18 protein-coding genes are annotated in these 17711 nt (G+C 56.7%); 12 read left to right on the top strand and 6 right to left on the bottom strand.

Annotation, left to right across the window (positions count from 1 at the left end; all coding sequences use genetic code 11):
* Positions 1 to 12 precede the first annotated feature (12 nt).
* Positions 13 to 2268, top strand: coding sequence for an NADP-dependent malic enzyme (locus AC2FJZ_RS13320; RefSeq protein ID WP_496670213.1), 2256 nt, complete (start codon positions 13 to 15; stop codon positions 2266 to 2268).
* A 3-nt stretch (positions 2269 to 2271) separates the two neighbouring features.
* Entirely contained in the window at positions 2272 to 3144 is an 873-nt protein-coding gene (locus tag AC2FJZ_RS13315) for a ribokinase (protein WP_496778106.1), read from the top strand.
* Here the strand turns inward: AC2FJZ_RS13315 and msrA are convergent.
* Complete coding sequence (gene msrA, locus AC2FJZ_RS13310) at positions 3141 to 3812, bottom strand: peptide-methionine (S)-S-oxide reductase MsrA (protein WP_496778104.1); 672 nt, start codon at positions 3810 to 3812, stop codon at positions 3141 to 3143. The genes AC2FJZ_RS13315 and msrA overlap by 4 nt on opposite strands.
* Positions 3813 to 3915: 103 nt before the next feature.
* On the opposite strand from msrA, the gene AC2FJZ_RS13305 reads away from it, so the two are divergent.
* The 7 genes from AC2FJZ_RS13305 (at position 3916) to AC2FJZ_RS13275 (ending at position 11266) form a co-directional block, all read left to right on the top strand.
* Positions 3916 to 5010: a GlxA family transcriptional regulator gene (locus tag AC2FJZ_RS13305; RefSeq protein WP_496778102.1), complete on the top strand. Its 1095-nt coding sequence runs from the start codon at positions 3916 to 3918 to the stop codon at positions 5008 to 5010.
* 139 nt (positions 5011 to 5149) lie between these two features.
* Positions 5150 to 6289 carry an aromatic ring-hydroxylating oxygenase subunit alpha gene (locus AC2FJZ_RS13300; protein ID WP_496778100.1) on the top strand — a complete coding sequence of 380 codons (1140 nt, stop codon included), beginning with the start codon at positions 5150 to 5152 and terminating at the stop codon, positions 6287 to 6289.
* Complete coding sequence (gene betC, locus AC2FJZ_RS13295; protein ID WP_496778098.1) at positions 6286 to 7821, top strand: choline-sulfatase; 1536 nt, start codon at positions 6286 to 6288, stop codon at positions 7819 to 7821. Before AC2FJZ_RS13300 ends, betC begins: the two co-directional genes overlap by 4 nt.
* Positions 7818 to 8612: an SDR family NAD(P)-dependent oxidoreductase gene (locus AC2FJZ_RS13290; protein ID WP_496778096.1), complete on the top strand. Its 795-nt coding sequence runs from the start codon at positions 7818 to 7820 to the stop codon at positions 8610 to 8612. Before betC ends, AC2FJZ_RS13290 begins: the two co-directional genes overlap by 4 nt.
* Entirely contained in the window at positions 8609 to 9538 is a 930-nt protein-coding gene (kce, locus tag AC2FJZ_RS13285; RefSeq protein ID WP_496778094.1) for a 3,5-dioxohexanoate:acetyl-CoA acetone transferase, read from the top strand. Before AC2FJZ_RS13290 ends, kce begins: the two co-directional genes overlap by 4 nt.
* Before the next feature lie 61 nt (positions 9539 to 9599).
* Positions 9600 to 10340: an SDR family NAD(P)-dependent oxidoreductase gene (locus tag AC2FJZ_RS13280; RefSeq protein ID WP_496778092.1), complete on the top strand. Its 741-nt coding sequence runs from the start codon at positions 9600 to 9602 to the stop codon at positions 10338 to 10340.
* Positions 10340 to 11266 carry a 3-hydroxyacyl-CoA dehydrogenase NAD-binding domain-containing protein gene (locus tag AC2FJZ_RS13275; RefSeq protein WP_496778090.1) on the top strand — a complete coding sequence of 309 codons (927 nt, stop codon included), beginning with the start codon at positions 10340 to 10342 and terminating at the stop codon, positions 11264 to 11266. The genes AC2FJZ_RS13280 and AC2FJZ_RS13275 overlap by 1 nt, the downstream gene beginning before the upstream one ends.
* A gap of 2 nt (positions 11267 to 11268) precedes the next feature.
* On the opposite strand, the gene AC2FJZ_RS13270 is transcribed toward AC2FJZ_RS13275, so the two are convergent.
* From AC2FJZ_RS13270 to AC2FJZ_RS13260, 3 genes are all read right to left on the bottom strand, one after another.
* Entirely contained in the window at positions 11269 to 11550 is a 282-nt protein-coding gene (locus AC2FJZ_RS13270) for an SCP2 sterol-binding domain-containing protein (RefSeq protein ID WP_050604628.1), read from the bottom strand.
* A 79-nt stretch (positions 11551 to 11629) separates the two neighbouring features.
* Positions 11630 to 12034: a DUF1810 domain-containing protein gene (locus tag AC2FJZ_RS13265; RefSeq protein ID WP_496778195.1), complete on the bottom strand. Its 405-nt coding sequence runs from the start codon at positions 12032 to 12034 to the stop codon at positions 11630 to 11632.
* Positions 12035 to 12066: 32 nt separating this feature from the next.
* Entirely contained in the window at positions 12067 to 13293 is a 1227-nt protein-coding gene (locus AC2FJZ_RS13260; RefSeq protein WP_496778088.1) for an argininosuccinate synthase, read from the bottom strand.
* A gap of 140 nt (positions 13294 to 13433) precedes the next feature.
* Between AC2FJZ_RS13260 and AC2FJZ_RS13255 the strand changes: the two genes are divergently transcribed.
* Together AC2FJZ_RS13255 and ilvA are read left to right on the top strand one after the other, a co-directional pair.
* Positions 13434 to 14201 carry a hypothetical protein gene (locus AC2FJZ_RS13255; protein ID WP_496778086.1) on the top strand — a complete coding sequence of 256 codons (768 nt, stop codon included), beginning with the start codon at positions 13434 to 13436 and terminating at the stop codon, positions 14199 to 14201.
* A gap of 58 nt (positions 14202 to 14259) precedes the next feature.
* Positions 14260 to 15486: a threonine ammonia-lyase IlvA gene (gene ilvA, locus AC2FJZ_RS13250; protein WP_496778084.1), complete on the top strand. Its 1227-nt coding sequence runs from the start codon at positions 14260 to 14262 to the stop codon at positions 15484 to 15486.
* Here the strand turns inward: ilvA and AC2FJZ_RS13245 are convergent.
* Positions 15483 to 15812 (bottom strand): Hpt domain-containing protein, encoded by a 330-nt coding sequence (locus AC2FJZ_RS13245; protein WP_496778082.1) that lies wholly within the window; start codon positions 15810 to 15812, stop codon positions 15483 to 15485. The two genes, ilvA and AC2FJZ_RS13245, sit on opposite strands and share 4 nt — an antisense overlap.
* A gap of 163 nt (positions 15813 to 15975) precedes the next feature.
* On the opposite strand from AC2FJZ_RS13245, the gene AC2FJZ_RS13240 reads away from it, so the two are divergent.
* Positions 15976 to 17250: a PP2C family protein-serine/threonine phosphatase gene (locus tag AC2FJZ_RS13240; protein WP_496778080.1), complete on the top strand. Its 1275-nt coding sequence runs from the start codon at positions 15976 to 15978 to the stop codon at positions 17248 to 17250.
* Here the strand turns inward: AC2FJZ_RS13240 and AC2FJZ_RS13235 are convergent.
* Positions 17247 to 17693, bottom strand: coding sequence for an NUDIX hydrolase (locus AC2FJZ_RS13235; RefSeq protein WP_496778078.1), 447 nt, complete (start codon positions 17691 to 17693; stop codon positions 17247 to 17249). The genes AC2FJZ_RS13240 and AC2FJZ_RS13235 overlap by 4 nt on opposite strands.
* Positions 17694 to 17711: the final 18 nt, after the last annotated feature.

Raw genomic sequence — 17711 nt, 5'->3', positions numbered from 1 at the left:
ACGACCTATTCCATGCCCAAAGCGAAGATCACCAAAGAAGAGGCGCTGGCCTTTCACCTGGACCCCACCCCCGGCAAGTGGGAGGTGCAGGCCACCGTTCCCATGACCACGCAACGCGATCTGTCGCTGGCCTACAGCCCTGGTGTGGCTGTTCCATGTGAAGCAATCGCGGCAAATCCCGAAACGGCTTATGACTATACCAACAAGGGCAACTTGGTGGCCGTGATTTCAAACGGAACCGCGGTTCTCGGTCTTGGCAACCTTGGTGCACTGGGCTCGAAGCCGGTGATGGAGGGTAAATCGGTCCTGTTCAAACGGTTCGCCGATGTGAACTCGATCGATATCGAACTGGACACCGAAGACCCGGATGAGTTCTGTCGCGCCGTGCGCCTGATGGGACCGACATTTGGCGGTATCAACCTTGAGGACATCAAGGCGCCCGAGTGTTTCATCATCGAACAGCGCCTGAAGGAAGAGATGGACATCCCAGTCTTCCACGATGACCAGCACGGTACGGCGGTGATCTGTGCGGCGGGCCTGCTGAACGCCCTGCATATCTCGGGCAAAAAAATCGAGGATGTGAAAATCGTCCTGAACGGTGCGGGTGCCGCGGGGATCGCCTGTATCGAGCTGCTTAAGTCCATGGGTGCGCGGCACGAGAATTGCATCGTCTGTGACACCAAAGGCGTGATCTATCAGGGCCGGACCGAGGGTATGAACCAGTGGAAGTCCGCCCACGCAATCACCACGGATCTGCGCACGCTGGAAGATGCCATGAAAGACGCGGATGTGTTCCTGGGCGTGTCGGTCAAAGGTGCAGTCACGCAGGAGATGGTCGCCAGCATGGCCGATAATCCGGTGATTTTCGCGATGGCGAACCCCGATCCCGAGATCACACCAGAAGAAGCGCACGAAGTCCGCGTTGATGCCATCGTGGCGACCGGGCGCAGCGACTACCCGAACCAGGTGAACAACGTTCTGGGCTTCCCCTATCTGTTTCGAGGCGCCTTGGACATCCACGCCAGGGCTATCAATGACGAGATGAAAATTGCCTGTGCCCATGCGCTGGCCAATCTGGCGCGCGAGGATGTACCGGATGAGGTTGCCATGGCGTATGGCAAATCGCTGACCTTTGGGCGCGACTATATCATCCCGACGCCGTTTGACCCGCGCCTGATCCACCGTATTCCTCCAGCTGTTGCGAAAGCCGGGATGAACACAGGCGCCGCACGCCGTCCGATCATTGACATGGAAGCCTATGAGTTGAGCCTCAAATCCCGGATGGACCCGACGGCCAGCATCCTGCGTGGCTTGAACGCGCGCGCGCGTCAGGCGCAAAGCCGCATGATCTTCGCCGAGGGCGATGATCCCCGCGTGTTGCGTGCAGCAGTCATGTATCAGCGTTCGGGCTTTGGCAAAGCGCTGGTGGTTGGCCGAGCCGACGACGTCAAACTGAAGCTGGAAGAAGCGGGATTGGGCGATGCCGTGCGCGAGTTGGAGGTGGTGAATGCCGCCAACACGGCGCATCTCGAGACCTATTCGAATTTCCTCTACGAACGCCTGCAGCGTAAAGGTTTTGATCGCAAGGATATTCACCGCCTGGCGGCGCGGGATCGGCACGTATTTTCGTCGCTGATGTTGGCGCATGGTCATGGCGACGGCCTGGTCACCGGAGCAACGCGCAAGTCTGCACATGTGCTTGACCGGATCAACCACGTGTTTGACGCGGATGCCGCTCATGGCGCTGCTGGTGTGACGGCATTGTTGCACAAGGGTCGGATCGTTCTGATTGGCGACACGCTGGTGCATGAATGGCCGGACGAAAACGATCTGGCCAACATTGCCGAGCGTTCCGCAGCCGTCGCCCAACACATGGGCCTGGAGCCCCGGGTGGCATTTGTCAGTTTCTCTACCTTTGGCTATCCGGTTTCGGAGCGCGCTGAGAAAATGCACCGTGCGCCAGCGGTTCTGGACCAACGCGGCGTTGATTTCGAGTATGAAGGCGAGATGACCGTGGATGTGGCACTGAACGTGGATCAGCAGGTTGCCTATCCGTTCTCGCGTCTGACCGGCCCGGCAAATATCCTGATCGTTCCGGCGCGGCACTCGGCGTCGATCTCAACTAAATTGATGCAGGAAATGGGTGGCGCGACCGTGATCGGTCCGATCCTGTCGGGCATCGACAAACCGATTCAGGTCTGTTCGACCGTGTCGACCGCCAACGATATTCTGAACATGGCCATTCTGGCTTCATGTGACATTGGATAAGTCATGACAATCTGGAACCTCGGCTCAATCAACGCGGATATGGTCTATGATTTGCCGCATCTGCCCGCGCCGGGGGAAACCCTGGCTGCCCTTGGACTGGATCGGTTTCTGGGCGGCAAGGGGGCCAACATGTCGGTGGCGGCAGCTCGGGCCGGATCGCGTGTCAGCCATATTGGCGCTGTTGGCCAGGATGGGCGCTGGGCGAAAGATCGATTGACGGAATATGGCGTGGATACGCTTTTTATTTCTGAGGTGGATTTGCCTACTGGGCACGCGATCATTGCGGTGGATGCTGAGGGTGAGAACCTGATCATCCTTTATCCAGGTGCCAACCACGCGTTGGATGTCAGCCATCTGGGGCAGGCGCTGTCATCGGCAAACACGGGTGATCTGCTGATCTTGCAGAATGAAACCAACGCGCAGGTGGAAGCTGCGCAATTGGGGCACCGGTTGGGATTAACCGTGTGTTATGCTGCAGCGCCGTTTCAGGCACAGGCGGTGAAGGCGGTTCTGCCCTATTTGGATTTCCTCATCCTCAACGAGGTCGAGGCTGAACAACTGCGTCAGGAAACCGGGTTGAGCGCATCTGATATGCCGGTTCGGCACGTCATCGTCACGCTGGGCTCAAAAGGCGCGCGGTATTTGCAGCAGGGCAGCGACCCGGTCGAGTTTGCGGCACATAAGGTGCAGGCCGTGGATACAACTGGGGCGGGCGATACATTCACCGGTTATGTTCTTGCAGGTATGGATCGCGGGATGCCGATGGAGCAGGCCATTTTACAAGCAAACCGCGCCGCAGCCCTAATGGTGATGCGGCACGGAACGGCTGATGTAATTCCTGATCTCAAAGAAGTTCGCGACGCACCCTTCGATTAAGACCCGACAAATGGTGCATCTGTGCCCCAAAGCTGTTTGACACGCGCGTCACGACCGCAGGCTTTGCGGTAGGCTTTGTAGGCATTGTGCTGTCGCTTGGGGCCGAACCGCGTCAAGATCAGTTTGTTCCCCTTGTAGTAGTCCTGATGATACGCCTCAGCAGGATAAAAGGTGCCCGCGTTCAGGATCGGGGTCACAACGGCTTGGCCCAAGACCCGCTGCGCATCAGCTTTTGCTTCCGTGGCCAAAGCCTTTTCCCCTGTGTTAGAGACGAAAACCGCAGTGCGATAGCTGTCTCCACGGTCGCAGAACTGACCTCCGGCATCTGTTGGGTCGACCGAGCGGAAGAACATGTTCAGAAGCGTTTCGCGTGAGACCTGACCCGGATCAAACGTGATCTGGACCGCCTCATAGTGGCCGGTTCCCCCTTTTGAGACCTGATCATATGTGGGATTTGCCGACTTGCCGCCGGTATAGCCTGAAACTGCTTCGATGACGCCCGGCACGGATTCAAAATCCGATTCCACGCACCAAAAACATCCACCGGCCACGGTCAGCGTTTCGGTTCCTGCCGCCGGTGCCGGAAGCGCGCGCAGAATTGCAACCAAGGTGATCAGCGTGAAAAGAAGGGCTGGTTTGAGCGTGTCGAGATAAGCAGTCCGTGTCATATCAGGTCTCCTTTTGGGACCAAGGTGACCCGAGATCGACCAACTTGCAATTGCCTGACATCTCATGTCACGCGCTGGTGAGACGAGTTTATCGACAACGGTCATGTCTGAAGAAACCTTGTGTATCGGTAGTAAAAGAACTCTTCTGAAATTTGGTGAAGCAAGGTTGGGATCAGGATCGATGGTTCAGGAGGCGCAGGTATCAACCCGTTTGTTGGTCATTGTTGCACCCAGCTTCAACATGGCGGCGACCATGGGGTTCATTGACCCGTTTCGGGCTGCGAACTATCTGGACGGAAAGCCTTATTTCACATGGGAGTTCCTGTCCGAAACGGGGGGCTTCTGCGTATCCAGCAATGGTGCGGGTATCGAGACTCGGGCGCTTGATAAACAACGTTTGACCGAAGCTGACATTGTCATTGTGTCCTCAAGCTGGACGCCAGAGCGGCACCTGACATCTAAACTGGGAACAGTTTTGCGACAGCTTGCACGAAGCGGTGCGACTTTGGGCGCCTTGGATACCGGCGCTTTCATACTGGCGCAAGCCGGGCTGCTGAATGGACGGCGCGCGACTGTCCACTATGAGCACATTGATGCGTTGCAAGAGCTTTACCCGGACATAGAAGTTGTCGAGAACCTGTATGTTATGGACGGCAATCGGCTCACTTGCTGCGGTGGATCGGCGGCAATCGACTTTGGGCTGCAAATTCTTCAGGGGGTACATGGCAGCGCCCTTGCCAACGCAGCAGCCAGATACGTGTTTCATGACCGGTTGCGTGGCCCGGCGGAACAACAGCAGCCGCAAGGTACTGAGCCTTTGGGAACAACGGTGCCAACCAAGCTAAAAATGGCGATTCAGGTGATGGAGGCCAACCTGGAGGAAACTGTACCCGTTCCCGAGATTTGCAGGCGTGCCGGGATTTCTCATCGTCAGCTGGATCGGTTGTTCGCGACGTATATCAAGAAAACACCTGCGCTTTACTACCGTGACATTCGGCTGGATCGGGCCCGTGGTCTGGTCACACAGACTGAGCTTCCTATTGCAGAGGTCGCTTTGGCCTCAGGCTTTTCCGGCCCTGTGCATTTCAGCCGCGCATATAAAGAAAGGTTTGGCTTGCCTCCGACGCGCGACAGGGTCGAGGGCAGGGTCCCGTTCGAATTCCGCGCCTGGCCGATGCATCGCAAGCCCAAAGTCTGACACTGTAGTATTTATCAAGTTGGCTAAAAATGAATATAGTGCGGCGAAAAAAGTAAAGAGTTTAGCTGAGACTCAGAAGATCATACGCGTCACACGTCAATTATTGGGGCAGAGCTGCCCCTGAGCTGTGGAGCCACCCATGAACCAGCTGCCGTCCAAAACCCAGTTCAAACGGATTTCTGATGGTTTTAGCACCGATCCTTTTAACACCAGTTCCCTGAAGGCCGAGGCCTATGTTGACCCGGCCTGGTATCAGGTCGATCAAAATGAAATCCTGGCCAAGACATGGCAATGGGTCTGTCATGTCGAAAAGCTGCGCGCTCCGGGCTCTTACACAACAGTTGAAATTGCCGGGCGACCAATTGCGGTGGTGCGCGACCGCGAGGGTGTACTTCGCGCCTTTTACAACGTGTGCAAACACCGAGCCCATCATCTGCTGTCGGGCGAAGGCGAAACCACCCGTATCATGTGCCCATATCACGCCTGGGTCTACAAACTGGACGGCCAACTGGTACGCGCTCCCGAGACCGAGGATCTGGCCAACTTCAATACGTCAGATATCTGCCTCGATCAGGTACAAGTCGAAGAATTTGCAGGCTTCATCTATGTAAATCTAGACTCTAACGCAGTACCTTTACTAGACGTTTCCGGAAATCTGGAAACCGAAATCCGCCACTGGGCACCAGATATCGAGCGGCTGACATTTGGTCATCGCCTGACCTATGACATCAAGTCGAATTGGAAGAATGTCGTCGACAACTTCCTTGAATGCTACCACTGCCCCACCGCCCACAAGGACTTCTGCGATCTGGTTGATATGGACACCTACAAGGTGACCACATACGGCATCTACTCCAGCCATATGGCCGAGGCGGGCAAGGGTGCCAACACGGCTTATGACGTTTCCAACGCCTCTGTGCGCACCCATGCTGTTTGGTGGCTGTGGCCCACCACATGTCTGATGCGCTATCCGGGGCGGTCTTCGATGATCGTGCTGAACATCATCCCGATTGGTCCTGACCGGACGCTCGAGACCTATGATTTCTTTCTCGAAACCCCTGAACCAGACGAGGCCGAGCTGGAGGCCATCCGCTACCTCGATGAGGTTCTGCAACGCGAAGATATCGACATTGTTGAAAGTGTTCAGCGCGGGATGAGCACCCCGGCCTTTACGCAAGGCCGGATCGTGCATGACCCGAATGGATCGGGCAAATCGGAACATGCGGTACATCACTTCCACGGGCTTGTTCTGGACGCCTACGCAAAGGCCGCACCGTGACACGACCCAACATCGTTGTGATCATGGCCGATCAACTGGCGCCGCATTTTTGCGGCGCTTACGGCCATCCAACGGTCAAGACCCCTCATATCGACGCACTTGCCGCGCGCGGGATGCGATTTGATGCGGCCTATTGCAACTCGCCCCTCTGCGCACCGTCACGGTTTGCGTTCATGTCCGGGCAGTTGATCAGCCGGATCGCGGCCTATGACAATGCCAGCGAGTTTCGCGCCTCGGTCCCGACCTTTGCGCATTACCTCAAATCGCTGGGCTATCGCACCTGCCTGTCGGGCAAAATGCACTTTGTTGGACCGGACCAGAAACACGGGTTTCAAGACCGCGTGACCACCGACATTTACCCCGCCGATTTCGCCTGGACCCCGGATTGGGAAGCCCCGGACGAGCGGATCGACAAGTGGTATCACAATATGCAAACGGTTAAGGAAAGTGGCGAGGCGGTCGCCACCTTCCAGACAGACTATGACGACGAAGTCGAGTTTGCGGCGCGCCGCTGGTTGATCGACAGGGGCCGAGACCGGGCGGCTGGGGAGGAAGCCCCGTTCTGCATGGTGGCCAGCTTTATCCATCCGCATGACCCTTATGTGGCCAACCCGGAATGGTGGAACATGTATTCCGACGCAGACGTTCCGATGCCGGAGTTCACTCTGACGCCTGAGGAACAAGACCCGTTCTCGCGCCGCGTCATGGATGGGATTGAGGCGAGCTATGTCCCTTTGACCGAAGAAGAAATCCGACGAGCGCGACGTGCCTATCTGGCAAACGTCAGCTTTTTCGACAGCAAGGTTGGCGCGATGGTGAAGGCGCTGCAAGATATCGGAGAATTGGACAACACCATCGTCATCGTCACCGCAGACCACGGCGATATGCTGGGTGAGCGAGGCCTTTGGTACAAGATGAACTTCTTCGAGCACTCAGCCCGTGTTCCGTTGATCATGGCAGGCCAGGGCGTAGCCAAAGGTTGCGCTTCCAACGCCTGTTCCTTGCTTGATCTGTTGCCGACATTTGTGGACATCGCCGGCGGCTCTGATGCGATCTACGGCGAACCGATTGACGGTCGATCCCTAATGCCTCTTGCGCGCAGAGAAACCGACCCAGTGGATGAAGCCATCGGAGAGTATTGCGCCGAAATGACGCCATATCCGGTGTTCATGATCCGGCGCGGCCCCCTGAAATACATTCACTGCGACCCGGACCCTCCACAACTTTACGATCTATCAAAAGACCCGCTGGAGAAAGTGAATCGTGCTGGCGACCCTGCCTACGCTGAACAGTCCGCACAGTTTGCTGAAGAAGTTGCACGACGTTGGAACAGCGAAAGCCTGCGCGCGGACGTGATCTCGACACAAAGGTCCCGTCGCGCCCTTCACGCTGCGATGGAGGCGGGTGCCGGTGAGGCCTGGGACTACAACCCGCCACGAGATGCCACTCAGGAATACGTGCGCAACCATATGGATTGGACGGTCGCTGCGACCCGTTATCGCTATCCGCCTTTGAAGGAGACCAAAGAATGATGCTGGAAGGAAAAACAGCCCTTGTGACCGGTGGGCGCGGCGGGATCGGGCGCGCGATCGTGGCGCGTTTCCTGCGCGAGGGTGCGCGGGTCTATGCGGCTGATCTGACGCCCGAGGGATCTCTGACGGTCCATAACGACGACGGCAGCATCTTTGTGAAACTGGACGTCACGCAGGAAGCTGACGCAATTGCGGCGATGGAACAGGTTGGGGCCGAGGCCGGCCAATTGGACATTTTGGTCAACGCCGCTGGCATCGAGATTGAAAAGACCATTGAACAAACCACGCTGGAAGAATGGAACCTGTCCTTTGCGGTGAATGTCACTGGCACATTTTTAACTTCAAAACACGCGTTGCCACTTTTGCGCAAAGGGGCTGCGTCGGGAGCATCAGCCTCAATCATCAATTTTGGCAGCTATGACGGGTTCATTGCTGATCCCGGCCTTGCCGCCTATTGCGCAACCAAGGGTGCGGTTCATGCCCTGACCCGTGCTATGGCGTGTGATCACGGGCCGGAAGGTATTCGCGTGAATGCCATATGCCCTGGCTATGTCGACACGCCCATGTTGCAGAGCTTTTTTACCGGCGATGGTTCTGGCGGAGGCGGAAAGACCATCGATCAACTGCAACAGGCCGTGCGTGACGTGCATCCGATGCGCACATATGGAACGCCTGACGATATTGCCAATCTGGTGAACTGGCTGGCTTCGGACGAGGCGCGCTATGCCAGCGGTCAGCTTTGGGTTCTCGACGGAGGGCTGAGCGCGCAAGTTCAGCAGATGAAGCTATGAGCAAACCGGTCATCATCACCTGTGCTCCGACTGGCGGGATTCACACGCCCACCATGTCTGAACATCTTCCTATCACACCGAATGAGATTACCGAGGCCAGCATCGGTGCGGTCGAGGCTGGGGCATCGATCATTCACTTGCATGCCCGCAACCCCGAAAACGGTCGCCCTGACCCGGATCCGGACCTCTTTATGCAATTCCTTCCCCGCATAAAACAGGCGACGGGTGCTGTCATGAACGTCTCAACCGGAGGCGGGCTGGGCATGACGCGCGAAGAACGCCTGCGCGCGGCGCTGCGTGCCAGCCCCGAAATGGCCAGCATGAATATGGGATCGATGAATTTCGGCATTTTCCCGATGATGCAGAAATACTCGGGCTGGAAACATGACTGGGAGCCCGAGTTTCTGGATATGACCCGCGACTTCATCTTCCGCAATACATTCGCTGATATCGAATATGCGATGAAGGAACTGGGTGAAGGCCACGGCACGAAGTTCGAGTTTGAATGCTACGATCTGGGGCACCTCTACAACCTGGCCTGGGTCGTCGACCAGGGCTGGGTAAAGCCGCCGTTTTTCATCCAGATGGTTTTTGGAATTCTGGGCGGCGTGGGGGCCGACCTCGATAACCTGATGCACATGCATTCGATTGCTGAAAAGCTGTTCGGCGACAGCTACGAATGGTCGGTACTGGCCGCCGGTCGCCACCAGATGGCCTTTACCACTCAGGCCGCAATTCTTGGCGGCAACGTGCGGGTTGGGCTGGAAGACAGCCTTTACATCGGGCCCGGTGAAAAGGCGAAATCCAACGCTGATCAGGCCCGCAAGATTCGCTCAATCATCGAAAACCTTGGCCTGACGGTCGCGACTCCGGATGAGGCCCGCCAACGGTTAGGCTTGAAGGGCAACGACCAGACCGCATTTTGACGGGGGAAGATATGCAGACAAACACGCGTTTTGGCGACGGGTGCCGAGGGAAGGTATACTGATGCGGTTGACTGGGAAAAGAGCGCTGGTGACAGGTGGACGGCAAGGCATTGGTCGCGGGATTGTCGAGGCCTTTTGCAGTGAAGGCGCGACAGTGACGACGTGCGGGCGCGGGGCGCGGCCCGATGGGCTTGCAGACGACATCATCTGGTATCCGCTGGATGTCACGGACCCGGATGCGGTCAAAGCGTTGGCCGCAACCACAAACGGCACCGACATTCTTGTGAACAACGCAGGCGTTCAGGTCGAAAAGACTGTCCCTGACAGTTCGGACGCGGATTGGGACGCAGTGATCGGCACCAATTGCCGGGGCGTTTTCAACATGTGCCGGGCCTATATCCCAAGGATGGATGAGGGCGCTTCAATCATCAACATAGGCTCTATTTCTGGGCAATTCGCCGATCCAGTCATGGCGCTGTACAACGCCTCCAAGGCCTTTGTGCATGGTTTGACCCGTTCTATTGCGGTCGATCACGGGCCAAAAATCCGCTGCAACGCGATTTGTCCCGGTTGGATCGAAACAGGAATGTTGGACGCCGCGTTCGAGTTGGCCAATGATCCCGACGCCGCGCGCCGGGATGCGATCGCCCGCCATGCCACGCGCCGCTTTGGCAAGCCCGAGGATATTGCGAGTATGGCCGTCTGGCTGGCGTCGAATGAGGCAAGCTTTGCGACAGGTCAACTTTTCACGGTGGACGGTGGTATGACGGCCGCCTCACCTTTGAACCCGGGATTGTTCTAATGAAAATACAACACACGGCCTGCCTGGGCGGAGGCGTCATTGGTGCCAGTTGGGCGGCGCTTTTTCTGGCGTCAGGGCGTTCCGTTGCCCTCTTTGATCCCGACCCAAAAGTCGAACGGAAAGTACGCCAATACATCGAGGACGCATGGCCGACGCTGGATGCGCTGGGTCTGACGGAAAACGGAAATCCGGACGAAATTACGTTTCATTCCAGCCCTGCTGCTGCGGTGGCCGGTGCAGGATTTGTTCAGGAAAATGTGCCCGAGCGTCTGCAGATCAAACATGCAACCTTTGCCGAGATCGAATCCGCTCTGCCAAAGAGCGCAATTGTCGCCAGCTCTGCGTCGGGTTTAACACTGGGACAAATGCAGCCGGGCTGGTCTGACCCGTCACGCTTTGTATTGGGACATCCGTTCAACCCGCCACACCTGATCCCGCTGGTCGAGGTGATGGGAAATGAAAAAACGGCCAACGGCGTCGTTGATGCAGCGCAGGCGTTTTATGAAAGCGTGGGCAAGACCACGATCCGGGTCAACAAAGAGGTGCCTGGCCATGTTGCAAACCGGCTGCAAGCTGCGCTGTGGCGCGAAGCTATCCATCTAGTGGTATCGGGGGTTGCATCGGTCGAGGATGTGGACAAGGCCGTCTGGGCCGGACCGGGCGTCAGATGGGCGGCGATGGGGCCAACCATGTTGTTCAATCTCGGTGCCGGGGAAGGTGGGCTCAGGGCGTTTTGCGACCATTTCTCCGATACGTTCAATGGATGGTGGGACGATTTAGGTCAGGTCTATTTGACCGATGAGGTCGCTCAGCAGCTTGCAGACGGTGTGATCGCTGAGGCCGCAGGGAAAACGCCAGCCGAGCTGTCTGGGCAGCGGGACGCATTGATCCTGGCGATGCAGAAATCTATTGCGGAGTTCCGCTGAGCTTAGCCCAGCAGCTGCCCCAGCTTCATTGCGACGCCCATATTGCCCGAGATCTTGAGCTTACCCATAGCAACACCTGTCATCGGGTTCAGCTTTCCAGTCAGCAGCTTGGTCAGATTGTCCTGTGAGATGCGGATGGTGCAATCCGTTTCCTGATCCTGCGTCGTGGCCTGACTGTCAGCCAGAACAATCACCCCGTCCTCGCCACAATCGAATTTCAACGATCCATCAAAGGTTTTGCCGTTCAGGCCCTTTTGAATTCCGTCAGCGATGTCTTGAAGCATCCGGGTTCCTTTCGCAGTTTCCGAATGCGTAAAGGGTCAGCCGGCGCGCAGGCAAGGCTGACCCAACGGGAACTTCCGATTACGAAGTGGCAAGGCTCTGAACTGTCCGAGCGCAGGGTTCACCACCAAAAAAGGTGTCGAGAACAGCTTGAAACTCTTCCGGAGCGTCCGCTGCGGAAGAAAACAGTGTCATCGACGACCGAAGCTTTTTCGCATCGATCCCACCCAGAATGTCGGCGGCATCCCGCCCTTTGTGCAACAGCATAAGCGACGCTGCTTTGGTCAGGCGACGGCGCAGTTCCGGGTGGTTCAGATAGGCCGTGGCCTCATCCAGATCTTCGATCCCGTAGAGCTGAGCCATATGGGATTGACCCAGCTCGGCCAGTTGCGGAAACACAAACCACATCCAGTGGCTGGTTTTCTGCCCCTGCTCCAATTCACGCAGGACATCGGCCCAAACCGTGTCCTGCGCCTCGATGAACATATCGAGTTCGTCGTCGTTATCGTCTTCGTCAATCACTTGGACAAACGCTTGTCGCGTGCGGCCAGCAGTTTCAGACGCAGCGCATTCAGCTGAATGAAACCTGCTGCGTCTGTCTGATCATACGCGCCGGCGTCTTCCTCAAACGTCACATGCGCCTCAGAGTACAGCGAGTGATCTGACCAGCGGCCCACGGTCGAGGCCAGACCCTTGTACAGTTTCACACGAACGGTGCCTGTGACATGTTCCTGAGATTTGTCGATGGCGGCTTGCAGCATCTCACGCTCGGGCGAATACCAGAAACCGTTATAGATCAGCTCAGCATATTGCGGCATCAGCTGATCTTTCAGGTGCATCGCGCCACGGTCCATGGTGATGGATTCGATCCCGCGATGCGCTTCCAGCAGGATGGTGCCGCCGGGCGTTTCATAGATGCCACGCGACTTCATGCCCACGAAACGGCCTTCGACCAGGTCCAGACGGCCAATGCCGTGCTTGCCGCCATATTCGTTCAGCTTGGTCAGGATGGTGGCCGGGCTCATCGCCTCGCCATTGATGCTGACCGCGTCGCCTTTTTCGAAGCCGATTTCGATGAATTCAGGCTCGTTCGGCGCATCCTCGGGGTGAACGGTGCGCTGATAGACATAGTCGGGTGCCATATCGGCGGGGTCTTCCAGAACCTTGCCTTCGGACGAGGTATGCAGAAGGTTCGCGTCAACCGAGAACGGAGCCTCGCCGCGTTTGTCTTTGGCAATCGGAATCTGGTGTGCTTCGGCCCATTCCAGCAGCTTGGTGCGACTGGTCAGGTCCCATTCGCGCCAGGGCGCGATCACCTTGATCTCGGGGTTTAGCGCATAGGCTGCCAGTTCGAACCGCACCTGATCGTTGCCCTTGCCGGTCGCACCGTGTGCGACAGCATCGGCACCGGTGGCCTCGGCAATCTCAACCAGACGTTTCGAGATCAGCGGGCGCGCGATCGAAGTGCCCAGCAGGTACAGACCTTCATACTGGGCGTTGGCGCGGAACATGGGGAAAACGAAATCGCGGACGAATTCTTCACGGATGTCTTCGATATAGATGTTCTCGGGCTTGATCCCCAGCAGCTCGGCTTTTTGGCGCGCGGGCTCCAATTCTTCACCCTGACCCAGATCGGCGGTGAAGGTCACGACCTCACAACCATACTCGGTCTGCAGCCATTTCAGGATGATTGAGGTATCAAGGCCACCGGAATAGGCCAGAACAACTTTTTTGGGCGCGGACATCTGACTTCCCCTTATTCGTAAGACGACTGGCCCCTAGCGGGTTTTGTGACCGGGGGCAAGTTGTGAGGATTGACGCAGAACGGGATTTGGGGTGAAACATACGCAATTTAAACAATGTTTGGTTGAAGGGGCAGTTTCAAATGTTGGGATGGCAAATATTTTTGCATTCGGTGCGGATGGTGTTCGGAAACCTGAAGCAGGTCCTGCAGATTACGGTTGGCCCAGCTCTGATTGCTACAATCATTATTGTGGGCGTGTTTTTGGCACTTGGTATTCCGCTTGAGGCGCTTGAAGACAATGCAGGCGACTTGCCGCCAGGTGCAACCGCAGGTTCGGCTTTTGTATTTGTGGTCGTTTTGCTGGCGGTAATGTTCGTCACCATGTTCTGGATCGCGGTGTCATGGCACCGCTTCATCTTGATGGAAGAATATCCCACGGGAATATTCCCGACATTCCGTTTCGACAGGATTCTTGCCTATTTCGGTCGCTTTCTGATGTTGGGGGTGTTGATGGTGATCGCGTGTATCCCCATGGGTTTGGTCGCTGCTGCATTGGGCGAAAGTCTTGCAGGGCTTTCGATCATTCTGGTGATTGTTTACACCGTTTTTCTGGTTGTTTGCTTCTATCGCCTGTCAATAATCTTGCCGGCGGCGGCGATTGGTGACCCCATTTCGCTCAGCGATGCTTGGAACAAAACAGCGGGAGTCGGCAGTGCAATCTTGTTACTGCTACTTGTTGCCTTCCTGTTCCAGGTTTTGGTGCAGCTGGCTTTCACTGTTCTGGCATTAATTCCGGTTTTGGGCGTTTTGCTGACCGTGTTCTTCGGCACGCTCATCCTTCCGATGATCAACGTCAGTATCTTTACCACCATGTACGGCGTCTTCATCGAAAAACGGGAACTCACCTAAGCCCCGTACACATATGTATTCCTTGCCCTTCTCGCACTGATGCGGCAGTGAAACCGACATGACTGATTTCAAGACCCGCGCCCGCGCCGCCGAACAGGCGATGCGCTCTGTCTTTCCGGCGACGCCGTTGCAGCGGAATGCCCATTTGTCTGATCGCTATGGGGCCGATATCTGGCTTAAGCGCGAGGACCTGAGCCCGGTGCGGTCGTATAAAATCCGCGGCGCGTTCAATGCGATGCGCAAGCAACAGGGGCAGGACCTGTTCGTCTGTGCCAGTGCGGGAAATCACGCGCAGGGCGTGGCGTTCATGTGCAAGCATCTGGGCGTGAAAGGTGTGATCTTCATGCCGGTGACAACCCCGCAACAGAAGATTCAGAAAACCCGTATCTTCGGCGGCGACAATATCGAAATCCACCTGACCGGCGACTATTTCGATGACACGCTAGCTGCCGCGCAAACCTGGTGCACGCAGCAGGGGGGGCATTTCCTGTCACCGTTTGACGATGCGGATGTGATTGAAGGGCAGGCTTCTCTGGCGGCCGAGATCGAAGAGCAACTGGGCGGTGTGCCGGATCACGTCGTGTTGCCGGTCGGCGGTGGCGGCATGTCCTCGGGTGTGGCCACATGGTTCGGGGATCGCAGCCATTGTCTGTTTGTTGAACCCGCTGGAGGCGCGTGCCTGCGTGCCGCATTGGCGGCAGGACATCCTGTTTCGCTGGATCATGTGGACACTTTCGTCGATGGTGCCGCCGTTGGGCGGATCGGTGAGAAGCCGTTCGAACTACTGAAATCACGCCACCTGTCGGATGTGCTGGTCCTGTCCGAAGACCGTATTTGTACCACGATGATCGAGATGCTGAATGTAGAAGGCATCGTCTTGGAACCCGCGGGCGCGCTGGCGGTCGAAGCAGTGGGCGATATCCAAAGCTTTGTGCGTGGCAAGACGGTGGTCTGCGTGACGTCCGGTGGCAACTTTGACTTTGAACGCCTGCCTGAGGTCAAAGAGCGCGCGCAGCGCTATTCCGGGGTGAAGAAGTACTTCATTCTGCGCCTGCCGCAGCGCCCGGGTGCGTTGAAAGAATTTCTTGGCATACTTGGCCCCGAGGATGACATTGCCCGCTTTGAGTACATGAAAAAGTCAGCGCGCAATTTCGGTTCGGTCCTGATCGGGATCGAAACCCGCAAGCCTGAAAACTTCATGCGCCTGTTTGCGCATCTGGACGAGGCCGGGTTTACTTATACTGATATTACCGAAGACGAAACGCTGGCGCAGTTCGTGATCTAGCCCAGCTTCTGGTGCAGTTCCGCTTCGAACTTGAGTTTCGAGCTGTCAAAAACGGCCAGAAGGGCAGGCAGATCAACGTCTGCGCCCTGACCTGCGGATGCCTGCCGTTCGCCATCCTGGCAGAGTTTCGAAAACTGATCGAACCCAAGGCTGAGCGCGCTGCCTTTCAGGAAATGCAGGTTTTGTTCCAGCTCAACCCGGTCGATGTCGCGATGCAGGCGCGCGATGACCTCGTGCACCTCTTCCAGAAAAATCTCGACCACCTCGTCAAATTCATCTGGGCCAACTTCGTCCCGCAATTGCATGACTCTGTCCCAACGGATCATGGTGAAATACCTGCCATTTAACCTTCAAGGTTCTGCGTAAACCACGGCTGGTAAAAACCCGGTTAATGGCACCATTTGAACGCGGGTCGGGTCTTCACCGGATGTTAAACCTGCGGACGCTAGGGTCGCCCTGACCGGTCAATCTCATGAGAGCAGAACGTAAATGGTACCAGGGGCGAGTCTTGAGGACACCAGATCCGATCTGGACTTCGGCGCGATCCGCAAGGTGCTGGTTGTGGATGACAGCCGTTTGCAGCGTCGCATTCTGGTGGCCTCGCTCAGGAAATGGGGGTTTGACGTGGTCGAGGCTGATACCGGCGAGGCCGCGTTGGAGCTTTGCCAGGCAGACCCGCCCGATCTTGTGCTCAGCGACTGGGTAATGCCGGGGATGAGCGGTCTGGAGTTCTGCTGCACGTTTCGCGCGCTGGATACAGACCAATACAGCTATTTCATTCTGTTGACGTCCAAAAGCGAAAAGCAAGAGGTCGCGCGTGGTTTGGACGCCGGGGCGGATGATTTTCTTATCAAACCTTTGGAAGCGGACGAGCTGCGCGCGCGCATTTCGGCCGGCGCGCGCATATTAGACATGCAGCGCGAGCTTTCGCAAAAGAACCGCCTGATTGAATCCGCACTGGAAGAATTGAAACTGGCGCATGACGCGATCGATAAAGACCTGATGCAGGCCCGCAAGATCCAGGAATCGCTGGTGCCTGAACTAACGCGGGAATTTGGCAACTCGCGAGTCAGCCTGTTACTGAAACCTTGTGGTCACATTGGTGGGGATCTTGTCGGTATGTTTTCACCTGGCGTGAATCGGCTGGGGTTTTATAGCATTGATGTGTCCGGCCACGGGATCACCTCGGCCATGATGACGGCCCGGTTGGGCAGCTATCTGTCCAGCAAGCATTTTGATCAGAATGTCGCGATGGAGCAGCGGTTCAACAAGTTCTACGCGCTTTTGCCGCCAGAGGAGGTTGCGAGAACGCTCAATTCCCGTCTGATGGCGGATGAAGGGATCGAAGAATATTTCACGATGGTTTACGCCATCGTAGATTTGCGCAACGGGCATCTGAAAATGGTGCAAGCCGGGCATCCACACCCCCTTCTGCTTCGACGGGATAGCAGCAGCTGTTTTCTGGGTGAAGGAGGGTTGCCCGTCGGATTGATCGAAGGTGCGAGTTTTCAGCAAATCGAGACTCAGCTGCAGCCAGGCGACAAACTATTGTTGTATTCAGACGGTTTTACCGAATGCGCTCTGGCCGATGGTAGCCTGTTGGACGAAGGTGGTTTGCAAGAGATGGCACAACTCTGCGTTTCGGAACATGGCGGGTCCGAGTTTCTGGATGACATGTTCTGGCGTCTGACGCAGGTGATGTCGCCCAAAGAAGGAATAGGGGATGACGTCTCGGCCGTGTTCTTCGAATATAACGGCCCCTAGAGCGACCAAAGATGCATTCTGGCAAAATGCCGGTCACCGCCATTTCCAAGTTTTTCAACCGCATCTGACGCATCCACCCATCGCGCTTCGTGAAACGCTTCGGCTGGCGGGCCCATGCGGCGGACGGGGCGCGCGCGATAGATCATACAGATCTTTTCCGCCCACAGATCATATTCCGGCATATAGCTAAAGCGGCGAAAGGCGCCGACACGGCGCGGGTTGGCAACTAGCCACCCGGTTTCTTCATAGACCTCGCGATGCAGTGCCGTGATCGGCGATTCGCCCGGATCAATGCCTCCACCCGGCAGTTGCAGCTCTGGGTTGAGGCCGTCGTCATACCATGTCACCAGCAAAGACCGTCCACGAGGCAAAAGCACGTACACTCCGGGTCTTTGCGTATATTTCTGCCCTGCCTGAGGGGTTTCGCCAAACCGTCTGATCATGTATGGCCCCTTAAAACC

Source organism: Ruegeria sp. CDSA079 (assembly GCF_059612245.1).
This window is presented reverse-complemented; position numbering and strand designations above follow the sequence as displayed.

Coding starts and splice junctions, on each gene's coding strand:
- AC2FJZ_RS13320 (WP_496670213.1), top strand. CDS start 13: ATGCCCAAAGCGAAGATCACCAAAGAAGAGGCGCTGGCCTTTCACCTG.
- AC2FJZ_RS13260 (WP_496778088.1), bottom strand. CDS start 13,293: ATGTCCGCGCCCAAAAAAGTTGTTCTGGCCTATTCCGGTGGCCTTGAT.
- AC2FJZ_RS13270 (WP_050604628.1), bottom strand. CDS start 11,550: ATGCTTCAAGACATCGCTGACGGAATTCAAAAGGGCCTGAACGGCAAA.
- AC2FJZ_RS13245 (WP_496778082.1), bottom strand. CDS start 15,812: ATGATCCGTTGGGACAGAGTCATGCAATTGCGGGACGAAGTTGGCCCA.
- msrA (WP_496778104.1), bottom strand. CDS start 3,812: ATGACACGGACTGCTTATCTCGACACGCTCAAACCAGCCCTTCTTTTC.
- AC2FJZ_RS13255 (WP_496778086.1), top strand. CDS start 13,434: ATGTTGGGATGGCAAATATTTTTGCATTCGGTGCGGATGGTGTTCGGA.
- AC2FJZ_RS13315 (WP_496778106.1), top strand. CDS start 2,272: ATGACAATCTGGAACCTCGGCTCAATCAACGCGGATATGGTCTATGAT.
- AC2FJZ_RS13235 (WP_496778078.1), bottom strand. CDS start 17,693: ATGATCAGACGGTTTGGCGAAACCCCTCAGGCAGGGCAGAAATATACG.
- AC2FJZ_RS13240 (WP_496778080.1), top strand. CDS start 15,976: ATGGTACCAGGGGCGAGTCTTGAGGACACCAGATCCGATCTGGACTTC.
- AC2FJZ_RS13280 (WP_496778092.1), top strand. CDS start 9,600: ATGCGGTTGACTGGGAAAAGAGCGCTGGTGACAGGTGGACGGCAAGGC.
- AC2FJZ_RS13300 (WP_496778100.1), top strand. CDS start 5,150: ATGAACCAGCTGCCGTCCAAAACCCAGTTCAAACGGATTTCTGATGGT.
- AC2FJZ_RS13265 (WP_496778195.1), bottom strand. CDS start 12,034: ATGTTCATCGAGGCGCAGGACACGGTTTGGGCCGATGTCCTGCGTGAA.
- AC2FJZ_RS13275 (WP_496778090.1), top strand. CDS start 10,340: ATGAAAATACAACACACGGCCTGCCTGGGCGGAGGCGTCATTGGTGCC.
- kce (WP_496778094.1), top strand. CDS start 8,609: ATGAGCAAACCGGTCATCATCACCTGTGCTCCGACTGGCGGGATTCAC.
- AC2FJZ_RS13305 (WP_496778102.1), top strand. CDS start 3,916: ATGTCTGAAGAAACCTTGTGTATCGGTAGTAAAAGAACTCTTCTGAAA.
- ilvA (WP_496778084.1), top strand. CDS start 14,260: ATGACTGATTTCAAGACCCGCGCCCGCGCCGCCGAACAGGCGATGCGC.
- AC2FJZ_RS13290 (WP_496778096.1), top strand. CDS start 7,818: ATGATGCTGGAAGGAAAAACAGCCCTTGTGACCGGTGGGCGCGGCGGG.